We start from the raw sequence: 25,471 nt of genomic DNA, 5'->3' as shown, positions 1-25,471 counted from the left end.
ACAGCAAACACTTAAAAGACCGTCAATCCGGCCAATTTCAAGTGTTTTTATCAGTCACAAGTTTGTCCGAAAACAAGGCTGTATCTGCCTTAAAACAATTAATTTAATTGCTGAATACCCGCCAACAACCAGCCTGATTGACCATTGATCGGTTTCGCCAAGTTCCAAACTTCTGCAAATGCTTCTGGATTGGTCGCACCACCTTCTCTGATCATGCCTGTAAATTTAACACTAGCAATGTAATCGTAAGCTTGCGTTTCTATGCCTAATAATTCCGCATCCAAAGTCACTACGTCAGTCTCGTTCTTCGCGTTACCACGGTCTTGCAATTCCAACTTCATTTCAGCAAACATCTCTGGTGAAGTGAACTCACGAATGTCGTTCATATCGCCACGATCCCATGCCGCTTGCAAACGAATATAGTTCGATTTTGCATGACGCAAAAAACCTGTTACATCAAAATCAGCTGGAATTGTCCAGTTGCCCTGGTTGGCCAATGGCACAGAACCTGAACTGTTCAAATTCGCGGTGCTGACTGAAGCTGGTGTGAAAGCGGCTGGCGCCGTATCGATGCGTGAACCAATTTCTGGTAACGCGTTATTGTTCGGCATCCCCGCATACGCTGGCTGTTGATTAAACATAGTCGGTGCATTACCCGCTTTTTTGCGAGTAAAGAAACGGAAAGCCATGAACACCAACAAGCCAATCACCGCGAAAGTCAGAATAGAACCCATCGCACTCGCTAACGCACCGCCCATACCCAAAGAAGAGAATAAACCAGCCAACAAAGCGCCGCCGATCAAACCACCGACAATCCCTTTCCAAGGGATAGATGGCTTCGGTGGTACCGCTGGTGTTGCCGCATTAGGCGCACCTGGTTTGGCAGCTTGCGCTGGATTTGCCGCATTCGCTGCTGGTGCTTTTTGTGTGACGTTATTCGACTGACGTCCAAATGAGCTACGTTTACCCATGCGCTGCGCATCGGCGTCAGCGACGATCATCGTCGTGGCACCAAACAACAAAGCGATACTTAATAAAATATGTTTCATGTGAATCTCCTTTTTGTACTACCAACACTATTCCAATAAAACTACTGGTTTATAACTTAACCCCTGTGTGTAACGCCGCCACACCTGCGGTCAAATTAAAATATTCCACGCGTTCCAAACCTGCTTCTTGCATCATGCCTTTGAGCGTTTCTTGATCGGGATGCATGCGTATCGATTCTGCTAAGTAACGATAACTATCAGCATCGTTCGCGATTTTTTGCCCTAACCAAGGTAAAACCTTGAACGAATACAAGTCATACGGCTTTTGCAAAACTTCTGGCACTTTGGAAAATTCCAGTACCAACAATTTCCCACCCGGCTTTAAAACCCTACGCATTTCTGCCAACGCCTGATCTTTGTGCGTCATATTGCGCAAACCAAATGCGACGCTGACGCGATCAAAATAATTATCCGGAAACGGTAATTTCTCTGCGTCACACAACAAAGTTGGGGTAATCAAACCCTTATTCAAGAGACGATCACGACCAACGCGCAACATCGACTCATTGATATCGGTATGCCAAACTTCCCCCGTTTTACCGGCCTGCTTAACAAATTCTTTGGCCAAATCACCAGTTCCACCAGCGATATCCAACACTCTAAATCCAGGACGTACGCCCGCTTGCGCAATCGTAAAAATTTTCCAGATACGATGCAAACCAGCAGACATCAAATCGTTCATCACATCATATTTCGCAGCGACCGAATGAAAAACTTCCGCTACTTTATGGACTTTTTCTTCTTCAGCCACCGTGGTGTAACCGAAATGGGTAGTCGTCCCATCCGTTTTATTTACTTGCTCGCTCATCTTGGTACTCTGCAGAGAATGAAAGATTAGGATTTCTACGCGGTTTTTCAGACTTGTCGACGAGTCTGAAACTGCGTTACTAGAAATCGACAGGCGGGATTATAGAGCCGAATCGGGAATCCGACTCGGACTTAGGTCAATATTTCTGCGGTAGAAATTTCGAAAAATTACCTATGAACCGCATTTCGGTCCAGTTTTAGGTGCGGGAACCGCATCACGCCCTGCTTCACCGGCATAACCAGCCGCTTGCAAGCGTGCCAAATAGTCTTGCCACAATGCTGATTGATGCGTGCCTAGCCAATACAAGTATTCCCAAGTAAAGATGCCGGTGCTGTGAGCATCAGTAAAAATTGGCTTGATCGCGTAATTGCCGACTGGCTCTATACCCGTGATACTGACCAAGCGCTTACCGATTTGTAAGACCTCTTGCCCTTCACCATGCCCACGTACTTCGGCTGAAGGAGAATACACGCGCATGAGTTCAAATGGCAGCTCAAAACGCTTGCCGTCATCGAATTCGATTTCTAACAAACGCGATACCGTTCTGGCATTGAGTGTGGTGGGATGGACTTTGTGGGTGATTGGTGGAGGTAGATGGTTCATTTTTTTTTATTCGATAGGGAATTGTTTTAGTCAACTGCAGACGTGATTTCTGTCATTCCTGCATGCTTTTAGCAGGAATCCAGTGTCTTGCGTTGATCAAGCTACGCCACTGGGCTCCTGCCTTCGCAGGAGCGACAGCTAATATTTTTTTCAATATTAATTAAATCGCAAATTCACGCCGAATAACTTCACGCAAAGCGGGTAACAAAGCGCGTTTGACCTCTACTTCAGCAGAAGTTCTGTCCGTCGCCGCCCACACAGGATTCGGAAAATGCGCATCGTCTTGGTAGCGTGGAATCACGTGCCAGTGCAGATGCGGCACCATATTGCCTAAGCTGGCCAAATTGATTTTATGCGGCTGCATCACATCACGAATCGCCTGTTCAACTTTGCACACCGCTTGCATCATGACGGAGCGATCCGAGATGGCTAAGTCCGTCATTTCTTTGACATGCGCGTTCCAGATTACCCGACAAAATCCGGGGTAGTTCGCGTCGTCGATTAAAACGACGCGAAATTTTTCGCTCTTCACGATCAGCTCGCCGCCATCCACTTCACATAGTTCACATTGCATGGATCTCACCTTATACCAAGACGCGTTCAATGCCGCCGTTGTTCGCTTTGGCGACATACTCTGGCATCCAGTCTTCACCAAGAATATGGCGCGCCATTTCAACTACGATGTAATCGGCTTGGGTGCCACTATCGTCGTTGTAGCGTGACAGACCTTGCAAGCACGATGGGCAAGAAGTCAAAATTTTCACGTCGCCCTTGAAACCATCGTTACGCAATTTATCTGCACCTTTGCTCATCTCTTCTTCTTTACGGAAGCGCACTTGCGTCGAGATATCAGGACGACTTACCGCGAAAGTGCCAGACTCGCCGCAGCAGCGTTCATTCTTTTCGATCTTCACATTGTCCACAGTGGTGATCAGACTATTGATCGTTTTGCCCGACTCTTGCAATTTCATAGGGTTGTGGCAAGGCTCGTGATACATATAACGCGTGCCGGTTACACCTTCTAGCTTGACGTTTTTCTCCATCAAGAATTCGTGGATATCGACGATGCGACAACCGGGGAAAATCTTATCGAATTCATAGGTCGCGAGTTGATCGTAGCAAGTACCGCAAGACACGACGACCGTTTTAATATCGAGATAATTCAGCGTATTCGCCATGCGATGAAATAGCACGCGATTATCCGTCATCATTTTTTCTGCTTTATCAAACTGGCCTGAACCACGCTGCGGATAGCCACAGCACAGATAGCCCGGCGGTAACACGGTTTGTACGCCAACATTCCACAACATCGCTTGCGTCGCTAAACCCACTTGCGAGAACAAACGTTCCGAACCACAGCCTGGGAAATAAAACACCGCTTCCGTGTCTGCCGTGGTGGTTTGTGGGTTACGGATAATCGGAACGATTTTATCGTCTTCAATATCGAGCAAAGCACGTGCCGTCTTCTTCGGCAAATTGCCCGGCATTTTTTTGTTGATAAAGTGAATCACCTGTTCTTTGATCGGTGCTTTACCTACCGTTGCTGGTGGTGTTTTGGTTTGTGACTTGGCGAATTTCTTGAAAAATTCATGCCCAAAGCGCTGGGCTTTATAACCCCAGCCTATCATCACTTGACGCGTTGCATTGATGGTTGCTGGGTCAGTCGCATTCAAGAAAAACATTGATGCAGCAGTGCCGGGATTGAATTTCTTTTGTCCCATTTTACGCAAGAGATTGCGCATGTTCATCGACACATCGCCAAAATCAATATCGACTGGGCAAGGATTCACGCACTTATGACAAACCGTGCAGTGATCCGCCACGTCAGAAAATTCATCCCAATGTTTAATCGAGATACCGCGACGCGTTTGCTCCTCATACAGGAAGGCTTCAACCAGCAGGGACGTCGCCAAAATTTTATTACGTGGTGAATACAAAAGATTCGCACGCGGCACGTGAGTCGAGCAAACTGGTTTGCATTTACCGCAACGCAAACAATCTTTCACGCTATTCGCTATCGCGCCAATATCGCTTTGTTGCATGATCAAGGACTCATGCCCCATCAAACCAAACGAAGGCGTATAGGCATTGCGTAAGTCGGCAGCGAACTCAGGCAGGTTCAATAATTTACCCTTATTGAAGCGACCTTCTGGATCGATGCGCAATTTGTACGCACGGAAATCTTTGATCTCGTCTTCGGTCAAAAACTCTAACTTCGTAATGCCGATACCGTGTTCGCCTGAAATAACACCATTCAAAGAACGTGCCAATACCATGATGCGTGCAACCGCGTGGTGCGCGACTTGCAGCATGTCGTAATCATCGGAATTAACCGGTAAATTAGTGTGCACGTTGCCATCACCAGCATGCATGTGCAAGGCAACGAAGACCCGGCTACGCAAGACTTTTTTATGAATCGCCGTGCATTCATCCAAAATCAATTTAAACGCTGCACCATTGAATATTTGGCGCAAAGGCGCACGCACTTCAGTCTTCCAAGAGATCCTTACCGTGCGGTCTTGCACCACATCAAACAAACGTGCATCTGGCTGCTTTTGCAAGCGTTGTTCAAATACGAAATCGAGTTTATCTAAACCTAATTTGTTCAACTCCACGCGCGCATCGCGCAAGGGTTGATCGAGCTGCGTCAACAAATACGTCCAACGTGCTGCAATATCACTTAGCAATTGATCCGCTTGTGAAACGCGATCTTCGAGCAATTCTGCCGCTGGAATATCATCGCCATCGGCATCTTCGCTTTTACCCAAAGGAAGGTTGCCACGCAGGACAAACTCTTTTAATGCAGCGATACACGCCAACTTATTTTGTATCGAGAGTTCAATATTGATACGTTCGATGCCGTCGGTATATTCGCCCATGCGATCGAGCGGAATCACCACGTCTTCGTTGATTTTGAACGCATTGGTATGCTTAGAAATCGCTGCGGTTTTGGCACGATCTAACCAGAATTTTTTACGCGCTTCCGGACTCACTGCGACAAAGCCTTCGCCGACACGGGCGTTCGCCATGCGGATGACTTCGGAAGCGGCTTGCGCGACGGCGTTTTCATCATCACCGACGATGTCGCCGAACAATGCCATCTTAGGAATCACGCCACGTTTGGATTTGGTGGTGTAGCCAACCGCTTTTAAATAGCGTTCATCCAAATGTTCCAAGCCGGCGAGAATCGCACCGCCTTTTTTGGTTTCGCCATCGAGGTAATCTTTAATCTCAACGATGCTAGGAATGGCATCACGTGCTTGTCCAAAAAATTCCAAACAAACAGTACGGGCAAATTTTGGCATGCGATGCAAAATCCAACGTGCCGAGGTAATCAAACCATCGCAGCCTTCTTTTTGTACACCCGGTAAACCCGCGAGGAATTTATCGGTGACGTCCTTCCCCAAACCTTCTTTGCGGAAAGTGCGTCCGGGGATATTCAACAGCTCTGTTTTGAATGGTGTCTTGTCGCCCGGATGGGTCCATTCCAATTGGAATTTCGCCACTTCTACATCATGGATCTTACCGAAATTGTGCTCAAGGCGCGTGACTTCCAACCAATCGCCATTCGGATCGACCATGCGCCATGACGCCAAATTGTCGAGCGCAGTTCCCCACAATACCGCCTTCTTACCACCGGCATTCATGGCGACATTACCACCTATGCAGGACGCTTCGGCGGAAGTAGGATCGACTGCAAACACGAAGCCCGCTTTATCTGCAGCATCTGACACGCGCTTGGTGACCACACCAGCACCAGAATAAATGACGGCGTAATCACGATCCGCACCCGGCAAACGCAGCATTTCTACTGCGCCGAGTTGTTCAAGTTTTTCAGTATTAATGACTGCGGACATCGGCGTCAAAGGAATCGCACCACCGGTGTAACCCGAACCGCCGCCGCGTGGAATGATCGTCAAACCGAGCGTGATACAGGATTTAACTAAGCCCGCCATTTCATCTTCGGTATCTGGCGTTAACACGACAAATGGATATTCAACCCGCCAGTCGGTCGCATCCGTCACGTGCGAAACGCGGCTCAAACCGTCAAATTTAATATTGTCTTTGGCCGTATGTTTGGCTAATAACTTACTCGCCTTTTTACGCAGATCGTAAGTATCACGAAATTCTTTGGAAAAATCCGCCACCGCCTTGCGCGCCGCATTCACCAAAATCTCAACCGAATTACTCCGGTCCGCATCTTCGGCATTGACGGTGTCGGTGGCGACGCGACGTTTTTCTACTTCATGCAAACGATGATTCAAAGCATCGATCAAAGCCTGGCGACGCTTTGGATTTTCCAGCATATCGTCTTGCAAATAAGGATTGCGCCGCACGACCCATATATCACCCAAGACTTCGTACAACATACGCGCAGATCGACCGGTCTGCCGTTTGCCACGCAAACTATCAAGCAAACGCCATGCGTCTTCGCCTAGCAAGCGAATCACGATTTCACGATCGGAAAAGGAAGTGTAGTTATAAGGAATTTCGCGCAAACGCACTGGCGCTGCGCTAGCTTGAGCATCGTTGTCGTGATGCGGTGGTAGTCCTAAATGGTGGGCTGGAGCATTCATCTGCAAATGGTTAGACGGATATTAAAAACTCATTCTAGCCTATTGCGCTGCACCATGCTGGAATAGCCTTTACTTTTTTGCAGATATCTTTTGATATATTGTGAAAAAGCCTGAGGAAATTCTGTTGAATTTCAAAAACTTTGAATATTTGGCATGAAATGTGTGTCTTTTGCCAGATTTCTATCGTCGAATTTCAAAGCGCCTAAATTGGATCTGTTTTTATCACGCATCGAAATACCGATTTTTCTGCTTAGTTCTGCTTAATTGATGCTAAGAATAGTTACGTTGAAATAGCGGCTTTGCGCTCAAGCTCAGGTAAGTAGCCGCCAGTGGTCAAGCTATAACGTCGTTCGACTACCGCCTACCGTCGACCATCTGGTAGAAATAGCCGTATCCAAACAAGGCGGGTAAACTCTGCTTAACCTTAGTATTCTTAGTTTGCGTTCAGATAAATAGGAACTGCAACTACTCCACCTTCGTACAGGCCTATATCATGAATAGCAAAGAAATATCGAACGCCTTATTGACACCTCCAGCCATGTTTGGATGGGATCGCATCAAAGTCGTTTTGGTGGGCACCCTCATACTCAGTATTATGATGAAGTTCACCTGGGCATCTTGGTGGGTGACGATTTTTATCCGTCTATTTTTTATCGCGATGATGCAATTAGCTGTATATGGCATTGTCGAGCGTTGGCCGAAACGCTCGCCACGCTGGGTCGCACGTTGGGTGCTTCAAATCGCGGCAGTGGCAATCGTGGTGCCATTTGCGGCTGCACTGGCCTATGCCTTAACGACTATAGGCGACCCAGTTCCTTGGTACCAAGTCCAGGCAAAATTAGATGGATGTGGTCAGATGATAGGTGCGGGATTACTATTCTCGCCGTGGATTGCGATGTCGGCATTGTATCGCCACATCAATGGACAAGCACAGAGGCAAGCACTCTCGTTTGAGTTAGAGCGTAGTGAGTTAGCACGCGATGCACTCGATTCGCGCCTGCGTCTATTGCAGGCGCAAGTTGAGCCCCATTTCTTATTCAATACGCTCGCAAATATACGCGAATTAGTCGACTCGGGTTCTCCTCAGGCATCAACGGTATTGGTAAGCTTAATCGCGTATTTACGCGCGGCTGTGCCAAATCTAAGTAATGCAAAAACTAGCTTGGGGCAAGAGCTGGAATTAGTGCGCGCCTACCTAGAATTAATGCATATGCGGATGCCGGATCGATTACAGTATGCATTCCATGTCGATGAAGCGGCGCTCAAAGTACCCTGCCCTCCCATGACTTTACTGACCTTAGTAGAAAACGCAGTGCGACATGGCATTGATCCGAGTGAAGAAGGTGGACAAATCGAGGTGAGCGTGCAATTAAAAAATGATCGTTGCGTGGCACAAGTGCGCGATACTGGCATTGGCCTAAGTAGCGACCAACAAAGCAAAGGCCTAGGCACTGGCTTAGCCAATCTGCGTGAACGTCTCCATTTAGTATTTGCAGATCAAGCACAGCTCAGCTTAACTGCCCTTGAACCGCATGGCTTTCTGGCAGAAATTAACTTTCCAGCCCAACTGACTACTTCAACCCAGAATTTCCATTAGGATTTGAGACGATGGTGGATGCACTTTTCGAGGCAGTTTTGACGTGAATGAGGCGCAAATAGCGAGCTATTTGCAACGAAGAACGTGAAAAATGACCGAAAATGCGCCGCCAGCGCTCAAATAGCATCGAAGATGCGCCTAATGGAAAATCTGGGTTCAACAAACAATTTGTCATAGGAAATCAATATGAGCTCATCCCGCCCTACCGCACTGATCGCCGATGACGAACCTCTTTTGCGGAGTTCACTCACCCGCATGCTAGCGCAGACTTGGCCCGAATTAAGCATCGTCGCAGAAGCACGCAATGGACGCGAAGCGGTCGAACAATACCAAGCACATAAGCCGACTGTATGTTTTCTCGACGTGCACATGCCAGGCATGACCGGCATCGAAGCTGCACGACAAATCGGGCGTGGCGTCCATTTGGTGTTTGTCACGGCATACAGTGAGTACGCGGTAGAAGCCTTCACACAAGGCGCCTTGGATTATCTCGTCAAACCAGTCGATCCAGTGCGCCTCGCCGATACCGTTGCGCGTATACGCGAACGTATAGGAAGCGCACAAGAAGCGCCCGACATCGAGAATTTATTGGATAAATTAGAAGCGCGACTGCAAAAGAAAGCGGCACCAGAGCCCTTGCGCTGGATTAAAGCTATGGTCGGTCAATCATTACGTATGATCCCAGTCACGGATATCGACTTCTTACGTTCAGATGAAAAATACACGCTAATCGCTTGGCGCGGCGAAGACGGCAAACCCGCTGAAGCCTTAATTCGTAGCTCACTCAAAGAACTGCTAGACCAACTCGACGCCACCCACTTTGTTCAAGTACATCGTTCAGTGGTGGTGAATATGAATATGGTGAGTCACGTGACGCGCGGTGAGAACGAGACGGCTACCGTGTTTATGAAAGGTCGCGCTGATAAGCTACCGGTTAGTCGTAGTTATTTGCATCATTTTAAGCAGATGTAGATTCCCGGCCGCTGATTTGTCAGGTAAGGCCAAGTCAACGATCCATTGCAGCGTTGCTTTAACTTAGCTACCGCATCTTGCTGTGAGGATGCGGTAGCTAACAAGCCAAATTCAATTCCGTTTCTTCAAAACCGCTTCCAAATCTTTCACCGTGCGCGGCAACTTGCCACTCATGTTGCGATTACCATCTGGCGTCACCAAGAGTACGTCTTCGATCCGTACGCCTATGCCACGCCACTTAGCATCCACATCATTCGCATCTTTGGGAATATAAATGCCAGGCTCGACTGTCAATGCCATGCCGGGTGCCAAGACGCGCTGTCCTCCACGTTTACCGGGCTCCATTTGATAGTCGCCAGTATCATGCACATCAAGGCCTATCCAATGGCTAATGCCATGCATGGTGAAACGGCTGTAGGCACCGCTTTTGAAAACGCTGTCTTTATCGCCTTTGAGTAAGCCAAGATCGACTAGACCATCACTCAGAATGCGCATGGCGGCGTCGAAGCCTTCATGATGAACGCGGCCAGGTTTGACTAAATCGATGGCTGCATTTTGCGCTTTCAATACTAATTCGTAGATGGCTTTTTGTTCCTTAGAAAACTGACCCGACACTGGCCAAGTGCGCGTGACATCGGCAGTGTAATAGCCGACTTCCGCACCGGCATCGAGGAGCATCAGCGAACCAGCTTCGATGTCGTGATCATTGGTCAAATAATGCAAAACACAGCTATTTCGCCCTGCACCAGCAATCGTATCGTAGCCAGTAAATCGAGCGCCTAAGCTACGCACTGTGCCTTGAAAACCACCCGCAACTTCGCCTTCGTTGGCAGCAGTGAGCGATGCCTGCATTGCGGCCAAGTGTCCTGCAACCGTGACGTCGACCGCGCGTTGTAGCATGTCGATTTCTGCCGGCTGCTTGATGACGCGCATTTCTGCGATGAGGTGACGACCATCGACCAAAATACGCTTATGAGAAGAATGATTATTGTCACTGCCAAAAGGATAAATCCAATCGAGCATTTTTCTACGGAAATCTTCATCAAAATTGGATACCAGCACAACGCGCTGCGCCTTGCTCACGACATTTTTTAAACTCTCTTCCGCGGCGGGAAATGATTCCGCTTTATTGGCACCGAATTTTAATGCCCCCTCAACACCGAGTCGCGCACCATCATAGGCTTCACGACGCTGATCGCGTTTGCGCACATACAAGGTGTAGGCTTGATTGCTATCCGCATCCAACACCGCTACTGCTTCCGCTTCTTCGACTCCCGTTAAATAGTAAAAATCGGAGTCTTGCCGATACATATGCGTGCTGTCGCCATTACGATTTTGTTCTGGCATCGATTTGATGACAGCAATGGTGCCGGGTCCCATTTTTTTGAGCTCAGCGAGCAAACGAGCGCGATTTTCAGAGAAAAAGCTAGCGGGTAAACGCACCGCATGAAAGCCTTGTTTAGCAGCGACTGTGGGCACTGCGGGAACTGCTGGCGCAGCAACACTGTTTAGACAAACTGGCGCAGTGAATACGCACAGCAAAGTAGACAGAGAAAAAAGACGGGAATACATCGTGAAGACTCCAATTTAGAATTGACCAGCAAAGTCATTTGCCAAGCGGCGAAAAACCACACTCTGCATCCTACGTCAAAAGTCGAATCCCAAACAATGCATTTACTTAAATAGTGTTGCCCTGAGCAAGTAATTTTCGTTTTAAGTAGCACATTTTTAACAACAAATACCATCCCAAATGGCTAACGCTAGTGATCTTCTACCCGTCTCATCATCCATCCCACTATTCGATTTTCACCTGTAACACCTGTAACTCATCGAACGCCAACCGCAACTCATGGTGAGCAAACCGTAGCCCGTCCGATTTCGATAGAAAACCTAGGGGCTAGCGGCGGATACTTCATTATCGATTGCGGCTTGAAAGCGCTGATTGCAATCATTTCTATCACTAGGCACCGATTCACTCATTAAGGAAATGACTATGACGACCTTCCCCTCACCACCATCTCGTATGCGCAATGCCATCATGGTTTCGCTGCTATTGACGCCATTAGTGTCATCCATGCTAGCGATGCAAACAGCGCAGGCACACGAATACAGCGCCCTCATCAAAGCGAAAAAATATGCCGAAGTCGAGCGTGCGATTAGTAGCAAATTGGCGACTGATGCCAACTATGCCGATGCTTTGGTGGCCAAAGTGGATTTGATTTTAATTACAGGCAAAGTTGCTCAACTCGATGAAGGCGTGAAAATTGCCGAGCAATGTATTGCCAACAATCCCAAAAATTCTGAATGCCATGAAGCACTTGGCAATGTGCTAGGGATCAAAGCAGAAAAAGGCGGCCTGATGGCGGGTATCAGCTCTCTCGGAAAAATTCGTGATTCTTTCAAAACAGCCCTAGCGCTAGACCCCAAAAATTTTAATGCGGCGCACTCCTTGATGACTTTTTATTTGGAAGTGCCAGGTTTAATGGGTGGCAGTCATTCAAAAGCAAAAGATGTGATTGCAGAAACACGGAAAGTCAGCCCAGCGGCGGCGAACCTACTGCAAGCAAAATTTGATCTCAAAGATGAAGAACTGGAAAAAGCGAAAAGTGGCGTTTTGGCCGTGAATAGTAGTGGCAACCCTGTCATCGCGCAGCTACAGAACGAAATTGCTGTCGACATCGCTCAAACCTTCGTCAAGGAGAAAAAATTCCTGGATGCGGAAAAGATGTTTCGTGAAGTCATTCAACGCTTTCCGGATTCCGCAGCCGCGCATCTCGGACTTGGCAGATCATTACAGGAGCAAGGCAAAGTAAAAGAAGCGCTACCTCATTTAGAGAAATCCTTAAGTATGGAGAACACTGGCGCCGTGCTTTATCGACTCGGTAAAACTTGGCAAGCCTTGGGCGATAAAACCAAAGCCATTTCCTATTTTGAAAAAGCCCTAGCCTACACACCCGCCGTAAGCGCAAGAACTCGTGCGGACGCAGAAGAGCAAATAAAGCTGCTGAAGTGAACTCCGTTCCACCAAATTACGAATATAAAACACTAGGAAAAAATGATGAATGAAGTCTCTCTCACTCGCCTCTATGTATTGCGTGCAATGTACTTGTTGGTGGTCGTCGGTCTTGCGCTGAGTTTATGGCCAGGCGTATTCGCTTCTAAAAAGCCGTTCTCAGCATGGGAATTTTTTCGTGGGGTAGAAACCTCCATGATGGCGGCATTTTGGTTACTATGTGTACTTGGGATTCGTTATCCCTTACAGCTGTTACCTGTACTGATGTGGGAACTATTGTGGAAAACAATTTGGTTAATTGCCGTACCTTTGCCACTCTGGTTGAATGGAACACTCGATGACAAATTACTGCCCAATGTGTTTGCAATTGGGGCAGTCATACTCGTGTATGCCGCGATTCCTTGGTCTTATGTTTATCGTCACTACATTAAAAAACAAGGTGATCAATGGCGTAAAACATAGCCATAAATCGGGACAGCCACTGAGCCATCACCAGCAGTCTACCTATACAAAAGCTAAATCATGAAAAAAATTCTACTAAAAAGTTCGTATGCGTTACTCGGTTTGGTCGCGCTTGCAGGTGGCTTGTTTGTTTGGCTTCTCTATACGCCCGATCCAGAAATACCGCCCTTATCTGGCATCTTCGCCAAGAGCACGATTGACGTCGACGGCAAACAATACACTTACCGCACTTACTTGCCGAAGGGCATGCGCAAAACTGCGCCCTTAGTCATCGTCATGCATGGTTCGGGCCAAAATGGATCACAGATTCGCTTAGAGACGGGTTACGGCTTTGACCGTCTTGCGGATCAGTATGGTTTCGGCGTGGTCTACCCTAGCGCCAGTTCTTTTGATTGGAACGACTGTAGCAAAGTGGGCGATTTCAAAGTCGATGGGCAAGAGCTTGACCACGTTAAATTCTTGACCTCGCTTACCGATAAACTGGTTGCAGAAAACGCCTTTGACGCAAAGCGTATTTTTGCAACAGGCGTATCATCGGGTGGTTTTATGTCCTTGCGTTTAGCAGTAGAAGCCCCCACCCGCTTTCGCGCAGTTGCCGCGGTTTCGGCGAATTTGCCCGTGGCGGATAATTTTAAATGCACGACTACCGGATCAAGCACATCGGTCATGCTGATGAATGGCACTGAAGATCCCATCGTTCATTATGGCGGAGGTGAAACTAGTCTATGGGGTCTATTCTACAAAGGCGGCATACTCAAATCGTCGCAAGAGTCTGCACAGTTTTTCGTCAACCTCAATCAAATTAGCGATGCTCCTTTGATTAGTAGCGAAAAGAAATCCAATGTTGAGCGCGCACTTTGGCGAAGTGACAGAACAAGCGAAGGCAAAAAAGAAGTGGAACTCGTAACCATTGTCGGTGGTGGCCACGGCATGCCGCAAGCCTACTGGAAACGCCCACGCTTACTTGGGCCATCACCGATGACACCCAACGGCCCAGCAATGATTTGGGACTTCTTTGCACGGCAGAGCAACTGAGCGGCGACGACCAGCGCCCTAGCCCAACCAAGATGCAATGCCGTGCCAAAATCCTTCTGGCACTTTTAAAAGTAAATAAGTCATGGCGAGATAACGCAAGAATTTGCCGATTGCCATATACAGCATACACGGCCAAGCAGGTAATTTGAGCCAACCACCAACGGCACAGATAGGATCACCGATGACAGGCAGCCATGCCAGTAACATGGTCTTTGCGCCATAGCGTTCGAGCCAGCCAAACCAGCGACTATTGCGCTCCTTTGCAAACGTCTGTTTGGCTTCGTAGCCAATAAAATAATTCAGCATACCACCCAAGGTATTTCCCACAGTCGCCACCAGAATGGTCAGCCAAAACAATTCAGGATTCGCCTTGATCATGGCAAACACTGCCGGCTCTGATCCCATCGGTAATAAAGTTGCCGACACAAAGCTGATCACAAAAACGGCGGTCAAGCCGATTTTTGAAATGGCAAAAACACTAAACAACCAAGCAACAGCCGCTTCTATCATGGCTTTTTCGTAAAGGGAAGGAAGGGATACATTATAATGCTTGGAACAGGACTTAAATAATTTGCACTTATTTCATTGCATCAACTAGGCATTACCATTGCCTCCCGCATGAAATACGAAACAAAACCAGCGCCACCGCGCCGGTATCGCAGTCGATTCTGAATTCATCCATTCAGAATGACGCCATCCCACACACCATGGGACTTGCATGATGTCCGCATTTAACTTTTGTATTTTGAAAAGATTGCATCCATGGCTACCGATTATCTGAAAAAAATCCTGACTGCCCGCGTCTATGACGTGGCATTTGAAACGCCACTTGAATTGGCACCGACGCTATCAAAGCGTATGGACAACCAAATTCACTTTAAACGCGAAGACATGCAAAGTGTCTTCAGTTTCAAACTACGTGGTGCTTACAATAAGATTGCCCACTTAACGCCAGCACAACTCAAGCGTGGCGTGATTTGCGCTTCCGCTGGTAATCATGCACAAGGTGTGGCATTAAGCGCGAGGCGCGTTGGCTGTAAAGCAGTGATTGTGATGCCAACCACGACGCCGCCAGTCAAAATTGATGCGGTGCGCGCGCACGGTGGCGATGCCGTCGAGATCGTGTTGCAAGGTGAATCGTATAGTGATGCCTACGATCATGCTTTGACCTTAGAAAAAAAACGCAAACTCACTTTCGTGCATCCGTTTGATGATCCGGACGTGATTGCGGGTCAAGGCACGGTCGGCATGGAAATTTTGCGCCAACATGCAGGCCCTATCCACGCGATTTTTGTCGCCATCGGTGGTGGTGGTTTAATTGCTGGTGTTTCTGCTTATGTTAAAACGGTGCGCCCTGACATCAAAATTATCGGTGTGCAAACCGTGGATTCCGATGGCATGTATCGAAGCCTGAAGGCTGGCAAACGTGTGACACTCAATGATGTTGGTTTATTCTCCGACGGTACTGCAGTCAAACTCGTGGGCGAAGAAACATTCCGTTTGGCGAAGCAATATGTGGATGAAGTGATCTTAGTGGATACCGATGAAGTTTGCGCTGCGATTAAAGATGTATTCCAAGACACACGCTCGATTTTGGAACCAGCTGGTGCCTTGGCTGTCGCGGGCTGCAAAGCGTATATTGAACGCGCCAAAGCAAATAAAAAGCCGCTAAAAAATGAAACCATGGTGACCATCGCTTGCGGTGCCAACATGAATTTTGATCGCCTACGTTTTGTCGCCGAACGCGCTGAAGTCGGTGAAGCACGCGAAGCTGTGTTTGCCGTTACCATTCCAGAAATCCAAGGCAGTTTCAAACGCTTCTGCGAACTGGTTGGCCCACGCAACGTGACAGAGTTTAACTACCGTATCAGCGATAAAAAAGAGGCACACATTTTCGTCGGTGTTCAAGTCACCAATCGTGAAGAATCCAGCAAAATCGCCAAAACCTTTATCAAGCACGGCTTTCCTACTTTGGACTTAACTGACGACGAATTGGCTAAACTTCACATCCGCCATTTAGTCGGAGGTAAGAGCGAACTAGCAGAGAATGAATTGCTATATCGCTTTGAATTTCCAGAACGCCCTGGCGCCTTAATGCGTTTCTTAAACAGCATGGCCCCGAATTGGAATATCAGCTTGTTCCACTATCGGAATCACGGCGCCGACTACGGCCGTACTTTAGTCGGTTTGCAGGTACCGAAAAAAGAAATGAAGGCGTTTAAAGAATTTTTGAATGGCCTAGGATACCGCTATTGGGATGAGAGCGAGAATCCTGTTTATAAACTTTTCCTAGGATAAAAACTAGGAAGCTGGATGCACGATACCAGCTCGATTTTTTGATAGAAACACGCACTATGAGCACTTCCAATAATTCACCAGAACAATCGCAACTAGGTAAGACTTCTGCGTATCAAACGCAATATGATCCTAGCTTAATTTTTCCGATTCCTCGGGCCGAAAAGCGTGCAGAAATTGGTCTAAAAATTGTCGATGGCATGGCTGTCAATCTGCCTTTTTTCGGGATGGATTTTTGGAATGCTTACGAAGTCTCTTGGTTGAATTTACGTGGCAAGCCGCAGGTCGCCATACTCAGCGTCTTTGCCCCTGCGGACTCGCCGAATATCATTGAATCAAAGTCCTTCAAATTGTATTTGAATTCATTTAATCAAACCAAATTGGCGGGCACTGATGCCTTACTGAGTTTGCTGCAAGCAGATCTCTCGAATGGATTCGGCGCCCCCGTGCAAATCACTCTCGTTCCACAAGAGCAATTTGCAAAAGCTGGATTTCATGAATTAGATGGTTTGTTATTAGATCGTTTAGATATCGAAGTCGATCACTATTCACCTATCCCAGAAATTTTAAGTGCCGATCACAGCCAAGCAGCGATTGAGGAAAGCTTAGTGTCCCATTTGCTGAAATCGAATTGTTTAGTCACAGGGCAACCTGACTGGGCTAGCGTACAAATTCATTACGTCGGCGCACCAATTGATCAAGAAGCGCTGCTACGTTATCTGATCGGATTTAGAAATCACAATGAATTTCACGAACAATGTGTAGAGCGTATTTTTTGCGACATCATGCAGCATTGCAAACCGCAAAAACTCTCTGTGTATGCGCGTTACACGCGACGCGGCGGCTTGGATATTAATCCTTGGCGTAGTAATTTTTCTACGGGAAAAATGCCATCGAACTTGCGTAGTGCGCGGCAATAATGCGCGGCAATAATGCGGGGCAATAAGTTTCTTATTTGAAATTAATTATTCGGAAAAGCATGCAAGGATGTTTCAATTTAAGCCTATCTCTGCGGCAGCGCAAAGTAATTTCTGTCAATCATTTCTATACTTTTATTAAGAACTGTCAACTGCGCCCCAGTTTCTTGATCAATCCAACGGGTGAAAATGCAGAAAATTTGAGGCAATGTGTTAGCATACAGTACATTTATTGATTTTTTTGATAACTTACTTGTGACGAAATCCACAAAGCTAAGATCTTTCATTCATTTTTAGTGGCTTTATGTATCCCGTTAATTGGCAAATGCTCATTGAACAGCACACACAAGATGCTGTAATCGTCTTGATTGATGGGACGATTGTCCATGCAAATCAGCTAGGAATTCACCTGCTCGGTGCAAAAAAATTGAGCGAAATTGCGGGATTACGCTGGAGTGCCTTCCTCGAGTTCCATCATCCGAATCAGTTAAAAACCCATCTTCAAGCTGGCAGCAGTTTACTTCCCAATGCAATTGCCGAATTTTGTCAATTGAAGACACGCCAACAACAACTCTTAGAAGTCGAAGTTCGCTTACATACCTTCCCAGTACAAAGAAATACTGCCTACATATTGCGAATTCGTGACCTACAGACGCAACCGATCGCCAAAACCTTTCATCTCCATTCTTCGATCAGTGGGCTGCAAAAAAATAGTTTGAGCCACGAGGCGCTGCACCACGAAAAAGAAATTTTGGAAATGATTGCATTAGACAATCCATTAACCCAAATTTTGCAAGATGTCTGCGATAGGATGGAACGCCTATTGGACAATGGTTCTATTTGTTCGATCATGCTATTCGATCAAGAAACGCAAAAACTCAGGATGGCAGCAGCCCCCTCGATGGAGGCAGAGTTTTTAAATGAAATGGACCATATCGAAATTGGTTTAGGTAGTTGGTCCTGTGGTGTTGCAATTCAAAGCGCGAAAATCAAAATAGTCGAAAATCTCGAGCAAAGCGAAATTTGGCATTGGCACCGTGCGACGCCATTGCGTTACGGATTGCATTCATGCTGGTCGGTACCAATCAAAACGGCCTTCAACACACTTTTGGGAACGGTTGATATCTATCATCATCAACACCGCAGACCTAGTGATGATGAGCAGACACTGATTATGGATGCGATGCATGTCATTGCACTCGCAATCGATAAAAAAAATATGGAGCATAGCTTAGCGACCAGTGAGGATCGGTATCGCTCTGTTGTGAACAATTTATCCGAAGGCATTATGGTGATCGCACCTGGTGGGAAGATTCTCACCTGCAATCCTAGTGCAAAACGTATTTTAAAAATACAAGATATCGATGCGACGGGACGCCGCCATCGTTACTTCAAACGGTTATTCCGTGAAGACGCAAGCGAGATTCAAATTGGTGACGATCCTGCCTCGATTGCACTACGCACAGGCGAAGCACTCTCAAATCTGTCAGTCGGCATGCAGTTACAAGATAATGCGATTGTTTGGTTACTGGTTAATGTACAGCCGATCAAACATTCCCGTACCAATAAAACCGAAGCTGTATTGATCTCATTCACAGATACCACCGAGGTCCGAGAAACCGAAAGACAACTACAATACATCGCGACGCACGATGCCTTGACTGGCTTGCCAAATAGGCATCAATTGCAACAACGCTTGGCAACTGCGTTGGCGCATGCCTATGATCAAAAAGTCGCTGTCATTTTCCTCGATCTTGACCACTTTAAGAATGTGAATGATACAGCTGGTCATGCCGCCGGTGATGGCCTGCTCTGCGATGTCGCCAAACGTCTTAGCTCTTGTATACGCGCAACCGATATGCTGGCCAGATTAGGTGGCGATGAGTTTGTCATTGTGGTTGAAGAATTCGAAACCGCACAACACCTAAAAGAATTAGCTGATCGCATTCTCACCAAAATGCGCGAACCCTTTGTCATCGATCAACATCAATATCATTTAGGCACCTCGATTGGCATTAGCGTTTTCCCTCATGATGGTACTGACGGTCCGACACTCCTTCGTTGCGCAGATTCAGCCATGTACTTAGCGAAAGAACTTGGTCGAAACAATTACCAATTCTTTACATCAGATCTCATGATTAGGGCGCAGCATCGTTACACTCTAGAACGTAATCTGCGTCGAGCCCTCGTAGAAGATGAATTCTTACTGTATTACCAACCTAAGCTGAACTTAAATGATGGCCAAATAGTCGGTGCCGAGGCACTTATCCGTTGGAACATGCCCGACATGGGTCTTGTTGCGCCCAACGAGTTTATTCCGTTTGCTGAAGAAATTGGCTTAATCGTGCCGATGGGACGATGGGTTTTGAGCAAGGCTTGCGAGCAAGCGCAAAAATGGCGTGTCGAACACCAAATTGATTTTAAAATTAGTGTCAACATCTCACCCAAACAATTCCAAGACCCTAAATTACCTCAATTTATTCTAGAAGTATTACTGGCCTCAGAGTTGCCCGCACACGCCTTACAACTTGAGATCACCGAAGGCTTATTGATGGTGGAAGCTGAACACTTGAGTTCGGTGTTCGACGCGATCAAAACACTGGGCATTAGCATTTCGCTTGACGATTTTGGAACAGGATTTTCATCGCTATCTTATTTACAACGATTTCCTATCGACAACCTCAAAATTGACCGCTCGTTTATTCGAGAGATTCCAGAGAACCAAGATTCCGTTGTGCTCACCAAAGCAATTATTGCAATGTCGAGCGCACTTGGCATGAGTGTGACGGCTGAAGGGGTTGAAAATATCGAACAAATGGATTTTCTACGCGGCGCTGGATGCGACGAAATTCAAGGCTTCTACTTCAGCAAACCCATCTCAGTTGAACATTTCTCTCAACTTCTAAGTGAACATAAGCTTTCACGTCAGTCAAGACTATCGTAAAAAATACTTAAAAACAGACAGGTAAATTCACTGAGTCGATAAAACAAGCCTATAATCGCCGACTGGATGCGAATACCCGATCTCTTTGCAGTTTTTCTTGTTTTTAAGAAGTATTCGGCGCTCCACAATTATGTCAACGAGCACAGGCCTAACATATAGCCAAATGACCAATATCGCAAAAATCCTGCCCCTCGAAAATGTGTTGTTAGACCTAGATGTATCGAGTAAGAAAAGGGCATTTGAGCAAGCCGGTTTACTGTTTGAAAACAATTGCAGTATTGCCCGCTCGACCGTTTCAGAAAATCTGTTCGCGCGTGAACGCCTCGGTTCAACTGGATTAGGGCATGGCGTTGCAGTCCCCCACGGCAGAATCAAAGGACTCAAAAATCCGATTGCTGCATTCGTACGCTTACAGAATGCTATTCCTTTTGAATCGCCTGACGGGCAAGCGGTCAGCTTACTGATATTCTTATTAATGCCAGACAATGTCACTCAACAACACTTGGAAATTCTGTCTGAGATCGCTGAAATGCTATCAGATGATGCGTTTCGAGCAGCACTCCAAACAGAGCAAGACGTGAACTTAGTCTATCAACACATCACCACTTGGGAACCGCAATTGCCGAGTAATTAGTGCCTCAATTTATAACGTCCGTCTCCTTTCGATCATTGCTGGAACAGTCCCCATGCCCTTGACTACCGAACTCACGATACAGAAAATTTTTGATGATAATCGCGACACGTTGCAACTAGGTTGGTTTGCAGGATTTTCTGGTGGGGACAAGCAAATCACGGATGATGCAACTGCCTCTTCCGATCAAGTAGGTCACTTGAATCTTATTCACCCGGGACGTATTCAAGTCTTAGGACACCAAGAGATCGACTACTTCCATCGTTTATCACCTGGTTCGCGGGCCAATCTTATTAAAGAACTTGTTGCAGGGCAGCCACCTGCTTTGATTGTTGCGCAAGGTTTAGAATCACCTCAAACCTTTCTGAGCGTTTGTGACGACAATCATATCCCACTATTCTCTACGCCATTGCCGGCTGCACAAGTAATCGATTACTTGCGGGTCTATTTATCGAAGAAACTTGCACCGCAAGTGACGATGCATGGTGTTTTCATGGATGTACTTGGGGTAGGCGTTTTAATCACCGGCGAATCGGGGCTCGGTAAAAGTGAACTTGGATTGGAATTAATTTCAAGGAGCCATGGATTGGTTGCCGATGATGCGGTGGAGTTCTCACGTATTGCACCGAACATGATCGAAGGGCGTTGTCCACCCATTTTGCAGAACCTACTTGAAGTTCGAGGCCTAGGTTTACTCGATATCAAAGCAATTTTTGGAGAAACATCGGTACGCCGCAAAATGCGTTTGAAGTTAATTGTGCATTTGGTGCGCCGTAGTACCCTAGAAGAGAACTACGAGCGACTACCGATCGATTCGCACACTGAAGACGTGCTCGGTTTACAGATTAAAAAAGTAGTAATCCCCGTAGCTGCGGGACGAAATATTGCGGTTCTTCTCGAAGCCGCCGTTCGAAACACTATTCTGCAGCTCCGTGGTATCAACACACTGGAAGAATTTATGGAACGTCAACGACGCGCCATGGATGAAACACTCGGGTAAGAGATAATGCGCTTGTTGCTCATTTCAGGTATTTCTGGCTCAGGTAAATCGGTCGCTTTGAATGTGATGGAAGATGCTGGCTACTATTGCGTCGACAACTTGCCGCCATCCTTACTGATTGATCTCGTGCGCACATTGGAATCAGAGAAGATTCAACAGGCAGCCATGGCTATCGATTCTCGTAGCTCGCATCAATTGCAGAGCGTCGCGAGTACGATTCAACAATTGCAAGCTCTAGGCCATGAAGTCAAAGTGCTGTTTTTGACAGCAAGCTCTGAAACCTTGATCGCTCGTTTTTCAGAGACCCGACGTAGTCATCCATTATCGCATCATTTACAAGCAGAACGTATTGCCAGCTCGCCCTTAAGCCTAGTTGAATGCATACAAGCAGAACGCGATTTACTCGCCCCACTGCAATTTCTCGGGCACGTGATTGATACCTCAAATCTGAGTGCCAATCATTTGAGAAACTGGATCAAGGATGAGATTGCGGTCGAACACGCATCGCTTATTTTAATGTTCGAATCATTTGCATTTAAGGTAGGTGTCCCGCTGGATGTCGATTTTGTATTTGATGTACGAATCTTACCTAATCCACATTACGATCCAAACTTACGTCCTCTCACTGGACGTGATCAAGCCGTGGTTGACTTCTTGGATGAACAGCCGATGGCACATGACCTCTATCAAGACATCGAACACTTTATCGCTAAATGGCTGCCATCGTTTAAACGTGACAACCGCAGCTATTTAACAGTCGGTATAGGGTGTACTGGAGGTCAACATCGTTCCGTCTATATGGTTGAACGACTCGCTCGTCACTTTCAACAGTCAGAACGTGTCTTAATCAGGCATCGACAAAACCACTAAGTCATTTTCGAGCCTTCGCAAATGATCTATTCATTTGCGCGCTTCTTTGTTGATAAATTGCATTGATCGATCCAGCGCAACAATCGTTCCGTTTCCTGCACAAAAGAGGTGTCTTTCGCATACCTCGTTGGCGAGGTGCGATCAATTTTGACATGCCGCCACGACTCGGGCGCATCAACAAACTGTACATACTCGCGCCAGTCGTCTACCAAACGGGCGTCGCCACCTTTTTCCGAGATGACAGGCGTTCCAAGGCAAAGCGAATGCCAAATTCGGTAGACTTCCAATAAGCTCGCATCAAATTTTCCGATATTGATCGTCGCTTGTGCGGTGGCAATACGCATGTCACGTTCATGTCCCCAGCAATTGGTTAAGACCCGCAGAGGAATTTTCAATTCTTCACGCAAATATTTCAAGATCGGCAAACGATGCTCGGTCACTTTGCCGTAAAAGACAAATTGACGACTTTTCATTGGAAATTTAAAAGCACTTAATGGAAGATAACCAAACTTAAATAAAAAGTGCTGTGCCTCTTCACCCGCTGGTATGAACCCTAGATTGTAGTAAGAATAATCGATGACCGGATGATCTTTTAGGGAGTGAATATATGGTCCTAGCCAAGGCGCTTTCTCGACACCTGATAAAGGCGCAAGATTGAAGATAATACAGTTGGGAGGTAAAGCTTGCACAACTCGAGTTTCGTCAACAAATTGCCGATAGCGACCAAATATGATGTTAGGCATATCATGCCGGATACGATCAATTTCGAAATGAACTTTAACACCAAGTTGCGTGAAGGAAGTTGAAAGTGCACCCATTAATTCGACGTAAATTGAACTGGTAGGGGCGGTTGTCGAAATATCGACTATGCAAATTTCTCTCATCTCTTTTCTTCGCAATTTCAGAACGGTATCGACGTCAATCAGGGCCAGTCTACGAAAGTGTGACTATCAATTTTTCCAATCCTCGGAAAAAGGAATTTTGGCGCCAAACAAATGGTGTTTCCGCTAACTGCAATGTCGGGCAACGTTGAACCAAGGTGGCCAATGCAATTCTTGCTTCGACACGTGACAATGTCTTTCCTAAGCAATGGTGAAGCCCAATCCCGAATGCTAAATGGGGGTTGTGTTGACGTCTTATATCAAACTGATCTGGGTTTTCGAAAACACTTGAATCACGGTTCGCGGATCCAATAAAAACTCCCAACTGTTGTCCAGCCTCTAGGCGCCATTCTCCGATTGTCACTGGCGCTGTCGTGATTCGAAATGAAGTCCGTTGTTCAGGACTCTCGAAACGTAAAATTTCTTCGACCGCACTCGGTATTAAACTTGGCTCCGCTTTGAGTAAGCACCATTGATCTGGATGACTTAACAGTGCGCTCATCCCATTTCCAAGCAAATTAATGGTTGTCTCATGCCCGGCAAACAAAAGAAAAAGACACATACCAACCAGCTCTTCGATTGAAATCGAGTCGCTATCTTTTTGCTCTAACAAGAAATTTAAGAGGCTACCATCGTGCTCATTTTTCTTGACGTTCACTAGCTGTTGAACATACAAAGTAAATTCATTCAGCGCGACTTGGCGGGCGGGCAAATTAGCATGTCGCGCCAACAAAGAGTCAAAACCATCACCTAATATCAACGACCACTCACGAATTTTTGTCAAATCGGAATAGGGTATCCCGATAATGGTCGCGATCACAAATAGTGGAAGCCGTTCACAAAATACTTCAACGAAATCAAAAGAAACGTCCTTTGGAAAAGTATCGATTAAGAGATTGACTTGAGCCTGTATCTTTCCTTCCAACGAGGTCACCGCTTTAATCGCAAAAAATTCAGCCACTAAGCGCCGCAATCGTAAATGATCCGCACCATCACGATGCAATAAATGCAAATCGAATGGATGCTGCATCGCATGGGTACGGACACTGCGAATATTCTTCGAGATAGTTTGCGTATTTTTGAATACGTCCATTGCATCTGCATATCGACTAAAAAGCCAAACTCCCCGACTCGAACTATCCTGCTCGTGCTCAAGCCAAAGAGGCTCTCCTGACGACCGGATTTTCTCGTAGAAAGGATAAGGATCTTGAAAGAATTCTGCTTGACGAATATTCACTGACATAAATTTTTTGATGCGATTCAGTTGTTGCACAATATAGATCTTGAGCCGTTACGATACTATCGTGACGCACTAGACTAAGAAGCCTTTTAAACTGACTTCAAACAAACCATCCAAATCATCGGAGATCTTGAAATCAGCAATACAGTAAAAACTTGCGTTCCGACGCCGCATCGCTTTCACCTTCATATCGACACGTATGCCACTTGAGCGTCGAATTGCACGGACCGTCTTTGTATGACTTTCAACCATCCAAGCTTCTTTGGTTTTTTCACTTTGACCTGACCAGACATGTCCATAAATAATCATGAGCTGCGACAAGAATTCTAAGGTTGAGAAAATACTAAGATGAAATCCACCAGTATCAGTGTCGGAAGTGTACATAGAACGCATAGCAACTTTCGCACTCAAGTGATCGCCGTCAATTTCAATATCACTCAACTCCCATTGCTCTTGCTTACGTCCTTCATTCAAATAATATGAGGACATTCGCTCGATCGAAGCCTCATCTAGTCGATATTTCATGTTTTAACCAATTCTCTCTTTTAGTATGTCGAACACTAAAACATTCGCATTT

General features: G+C 46.5%; 21 protein-coding genes. 11 read left to right on the top strand and 10 right to left on the bottom strand.

The features are described 5' to 3' along the window. Window positions 1–98: 98 nt before the first annotated feature. The 5 genes from KDM90_RS13695 to KDM90_RS13675 form a co-directional block, all read right to left on the bottom strand. Window positions 99–1,049: a Tim44 domain-containing protein gene (locus KDM90_RS13695; RefSeq protein WP_212676162.1), complete on the bottom strand. Its 951-nt coding sequence runs from the start codon at window positions 1,047–1,049 to the stop codon at window positions 99–101. Between the two features lie 49 nt (window positions 1,050–1,098). Beyond that, window positions 1,099–1,857, bottom strand: coding sequence for a bifunctional demethylmenaquinone methyltransferase/2-methoxy-6-polyprenyl-1,4-benzoquinol methylase UbiE (ubiE, locus tag KDM90_RS13690; RefSeq protein ID WP_212676161.1), 759 nt, complete (start codon window positions 1,855–1,857; stop codon window positions 1,099–1,101). 171 nt (window positions 1,858–2,028) lie between these two features. Beyond that, window positions 2,029–2,460, bottom strand: coding sequence for a gamma-butyrobetaine hydroxylase family protein (locus tag KDM90_RS13685; protein WP_212676160.1), 432 nt, complete (start codon window positions 2,458–2,460; stop codon window positions 2,029–2,031). A 160-nt stretch (window positions 2,461–2,620) separates the two neighbouring features. After that, the gene (locus KDM90_RS13680; protein WP_212676159.1) at window positions 2,621–3,034 is read right to left on the bottom strand and encodes an HIT family protein; all 414 of its coding nucleotides are present in this window, start codon (window positions 3,032–3,034) and stop codon (window positions 2,621–2,623) included. Between the two features lie 10 nt (window positions 3,035–3,044). Next, the gene (locus KDM90_RS13675) at window positions 3,045–7,037 is read right to left on the bottom strand and encodes a DUF3683 domain-containing protein (protein ID WP_212676158.1); all 3,993 of its coding nucleotides are present in this window, start codon (window positions 7,035–7,037) and stop codon (window positions 3,045–3,047) included. Between the two features lie 493 nt (window positions 7,038–7,530). Between KDM90_RS13675 and KDM90_RS13670 the strand changes: the two genes are divergently transcribed. Together KDM90_RS13670 and KDM90_RS13665 are read left to right on the top strand one after the other, a co-directional pair. Continuing rightward, complete coding sequence (locus KDM90_RS13670; RefSeq protein ID WP_212676157.1) at window positions 7,531–8,634, top strand: sensor histidine kinase; 1,104 nt, start codon at window positions 7,531–7,533, stop codon at window positions 8,632–8,634. Window positions 8,635–8,820: 186 nt separating this feature from the next. After that, window positions 8,821–9,606, top strand: a complete 786-nt coding sequence (locus tag KDM90_RS13665; protein WP_212676156.1) for a LytR/AlgR family response regulator transcription factor — start codon at window positions 8,821–8,823, stop codon at window positions 9,604–9,606. 111 nt (window positions 9,607–9,717) lie between these two features. Here KDM90_RS13665 and KDM90_RS13660 read toward each other — a convergent pair whose 3' ends face one another. Continuing rightward, window positions 9,718–11,178, bottom strand: coding sequence for an aminopeptidase P N-terminal domain-containing protein (locus tag KDM90_RS13660; protein ID WP_212676155.1), 1,461 nt, complete (start codon window positions 11,176–11,178; stop codon window positions 9,718–9,720). Window positions 11,179–11,599: 421 nt separating this feature from the next. On the opposite strand from KDM90_RS13660, the gene KDM90_RS13655 reads away from it, so the two are divergent. Genes KDM90_RS13655 through KDM90_RS13645 form a run of 3 tightly spaced genes read left to right on the top strand, consistent with a single transcriptional unit; the run spans window position 11,600 to window position 14,116 of the window. After that, window positions 11,600–12,619 carry a tetratricopeptide repeat protein gene (locus KDM90_RS13655; protein ID WP_212676154.1) on the top strand — a complete coding sequence of 340 codons (1,020 nt, stop codon included), beginning with the start codon at window positions 11,600–11,602 and terminating at the stop codon, window positions 12,617–12,619. A 42-nt stretch (window positions 12,620–12,661) separates the two neighbouring features. Then, on the top strand, window positions 12,662–13,081 hold the full coding sequence (locus KDM90_RS13650; protein WP_230409801.1) for a hypothetical protein: 420 nt from the start codon (window positions 12,662–12,664) through the stop codon (window positions 13,079–13,081). Between the two features lie 60 nt (window positions 13,082–13,141). Then, window positions 13,142–14,116, top strand: coding sequence for a CE1 family esterase (locus KDM90_RS13645; protein ID WP_212676153.1), 975 nt, complete (start codon window positions 13,142–13,144; stop codon window positions 14,114–14,116). A gap of 18 nt (window positions 14,117–14,134) precedes the next feature. Here KDM90_RS13645 and KDM90_RS13640 read toward each other — a convergent pair whose 3' ends face one another. Further along, window positions 14,135–14,626 (bottom strand): YqaA family protein, encoded by a 492-nt coding sequence (locus tag KDM90_RS13640; RefSeq protein ID WP_212676152.1) that lies wholly within the window; start codon window positions 14,624–14,626, stop codon window positions 14,135–14,137. 252 nt (window positions 14,627–14,878) lie between these two features. Here KDM90_RS13640 and ilvA point away from each other — a divergent pair, with 252 nt between their 5' ends. The 6 genes from ilvA (at window position 14,879) to rapZ (ending at window position 22,773) form a co-directional block, all read left to right on the top strand. Next, the gene (gene ilvA, locus KDM90_RS13635) at window positions 14,879–16,414 is read left to right on the top strand and encodes a threonine ammonia-lyase, biosynthetic (protein ID WP_212676151.1); all 1,536 of its coding nucleotides are present in this window, start codon (window positions 14,879–14,881) and stop codon (window positions 16,412–16,414) included. Between the two features lie 56 nt (window positions 16,415–16,470). Then, a complete protein-coding gene (gene queF, locus KDM90_RS13630) occupies window positions 16,471–17,331 on the top strand; it encodes an NADPH-dependent 7-cyano-7-deazaguanine reductase QueF (RefSeq protein WP_212676150.1) in 861 nt (286 codons plus the stop codon). A gap of 301 nt (window positions 17,332–17,632) precedes the next feature. After that, window positions 17,633–20,272, top strand: coding sequence for a sensor domain-containing phosphodiesterase (locus KDM90_RS13625; RefSeq protein ID WP_212676149.1), 2,640 nt, complete (start codon window positions 17,633–17,635; stop codon window positions 20,270–20,272). Between the two features lie 163 nt (window positions 20,273–20,435). Further along, entirely contained in the window at window positions 20,436–20,906 is a 471-nt protein-coding gene (locus KDM90_RS13620) for a PTS sugar transporter subunit IIA (RefSeq protein ID WP_212676211.1), read from the top strand. 52 nt (window positions 20,907–20,958) lie between these two features. After that, on the top strand, window positions 20,959–21,903 hold the full coding sequence (hprK, locus tag KDM90_RS13615; RefSeq protein ID WP_212676148.1) for an HPr(Ser) kinase/phosphatase: 945 nt from the start codon (window positions 20,959–20,961) through the stop codon (window positions 21,901–21,903). Between the two features lie 6 nt (window positions 21,904–21,909). Continuing rightward, window positions 21,910–22,773 (top strand): RNase adapter RapZ, encoded by an 864-nt coding sequence (rapZ, locus tag KDM90_RS13610; RefSeq protein WP_212676147.1) that lies wholly within the window; start codon window positions 21,910–21,912, stop codon window positions 22,771–22,773. 26 nt (window positions 22,774–22,799) lie between these two features. On the opposite strand, the gene KDM90_RS13605 is transcribed toward rapZ, so the two are convergent. The 3 genes from KDM90_RS13605 to KDM90_RS13595 form a co-directional block, all read right to left on the bottom strand. After that, window positions 22,800–23,657, bottom strand: a complete 858-nt coding sequence (locus KDM90_RS13605; protein ID WP_212676146.1) for a hypothetical protein — start codon at window positions 23,655–23,657, stop codon at window positions 22,800–22,802. A gap of 49 nt (window positions 23,658–23,706) precedes the next feature. Beyond that, window positions 23,707–24,897, bottom strand: coding sequence for a cytochrome P450 (locus tag KDM90_RS13600; protein ID WP_212676145.1), 1,191 nt, complete (start codon window positions 24,895–24,897; stop codon window positions 23,707–23,709). A 69-nt stretch (window positions 24,898–24,966) separates the two neighbouring features. After that, window positions 24,967–25,383, bottom strand: a complete 417-nt coding sequence (locus KDM90_RS13595; RefSeq protein WP_212676144.1) for an MBT domain-containing protein — start codon at window positions 25,381–25,383, stop codon at window positions 24,967–24,969. Window positions 25,384–25,471 lie beyond the last annotated feature (88 nt).

The sequence above is a fragment of the Affinundibacterium fentianense genome (assembly GCF_018139545.1).
GTDB classification, from domain to species: Bacteria; Pseudomonadota; Gammaproteobacteria; order Burkholderiales; family Burkholderiaceae_D; genus Undibacterium; species Undibacterium fentianense.
The sequence above is the reverse complement of the archived record's forward strand: the minus strand, read 5'-3'. Positions and strand labels throughout refer to the sequence as shown.

Coding starts and splice junctions, on each gene's coding strand:
- KDM90_RS13695 (WP_212676162.1), bottom strand. CDS start 1,049: ATGAAACATATTTTATTAAGTATCGCTTTGTTGTTTGGTGCCACGACG.
- ubiE (WP_212676161.1), bottom strand. CDS start 1,857: ATGAGCGAGCAAGTAAATAAAACGGATGGGACGACTACCCATTTCGGT.
- KDM90_RS13685 (WP_212676160.1), bottom strand. CDS start 2,460: ATGAACCATCTACCTCCACCAATCACCCACAAAGTCCATCCCACCACA.
- KDM90_RS13680 (WP_212676159.1), bottom strand. CDS start 3,034: ATGCAATGTGAACTATGTGAAGTGGATGGCGGCGAGCTGATCGTGAAG.
- KDM90_RS13675 (WP_212676158.1), bottom strand. CDS start 7,037: ATGAATGCTCCAGCCCACCATTTAGGACTACCACCGCATCACGACAAC.
- KDM90_RS13670 (WP_212676157.1), top strand. CDS start 7,531: ATGAATAGCAAAGAAATATCGAACGCCTTATTGACACCTCCAGCCATG.
- KDM90_RS13665 (WP_212676156.1), top strand. CDS start 8,821: ATGAGCTCATCCCGCCCTACCGCACTGATCGCCGATGACGAACCTCTT.
- KDM90_RS13660 (WP_212676155.1), bottom strand. CDS start 11,178: ATGTATTCCCGTCTTTTTTCTCTGTCTACTTTGCTGTGCGTATTCACT.
- KDM90_RS13655 (WP_212676154.1), top strand. CDS start 11,600: ATGACGACCTTCCCCTCACCACCATCTCGTATGCGCAATGCCATCATG.
- KDM90_RS13650 (WP_230409801.1), top strand. CDS start 12,662: ATGATGAATGAAGTCTCTCTCACTCGCCTCTATGTATTGCGTGCAATG.
- KDM90_RS13645 (WP_212676153.1), top strand. CDS start 13,142: ATGAAAAAAATTCTACTAAAAAGTTCGTATGCGTTACTCGGTTTGGTC.
- KDM90_RS13640 (WP_212676152.1), bottom strand. CDS start 14,626: ATGATAGAAGCGGCTGTTGCTTGGTTGTTTAGTGTTTTTGCCATTTCA.
- ilvA (WP_212676151.1), top strand. CDS start 14,879: ATGGCTACCGATTATCTGAAAAAAATCCTGACTGCCCGCGTCTATGAC.
- queF (WP_212676150.1), top strand. CDS start 16,471: ATGAGCACTTCCAATAATTCACCAGAACAATCGCAACTAGGTAAGACT.
- KDM90_RS13625 (WP_212676149.1), top strand. CDS start 17,633: ATGTATCCCGTTAATTGGCAAATGCTCATTGAACAGCACACACAAGAT.
- KDM90_RS13620 (WP_212676211.1), top strand. CDS start 20,436: ATGACCAATATCGCAAAAATCCTGCCCCTCGAAAATGTGTTGTTAGAC.
- hprK (WP_212676148.1), top strand. CDS start 20,959: ATGCCCTTGACTACCGAACTCACGATACAGAAAATTTTTGATGATAAT.
- rapZ (WP_212676147.1), top strand. CDS start 21,910: ATGCGCTTGTTGCTCATTTCAGGTATTTCTGGCTCAGGTAAATCGGTC.
- KDM90_RS13605 (WP_212676146.1), bottom strand. CDS start 23,657: ATGAGAGAAATTTGCATAGTCGATATTTCGACAACCGCCCCTACCAGT.
- KDM90_RS13600 (WP_212676145.1), bottom strand. CDS start 24,897: ATGTCAGTGAATATTCGTCAAGCAGAATTCTTTCAAGATCCTTATCCT.
- KDM90_RS13595 (WP_212676144.1), bottom strand. CDS start 25,383: ATGTCCTCATATTATTTGAATGAAGGACGTAAGCAAGAGCAATGGGAG.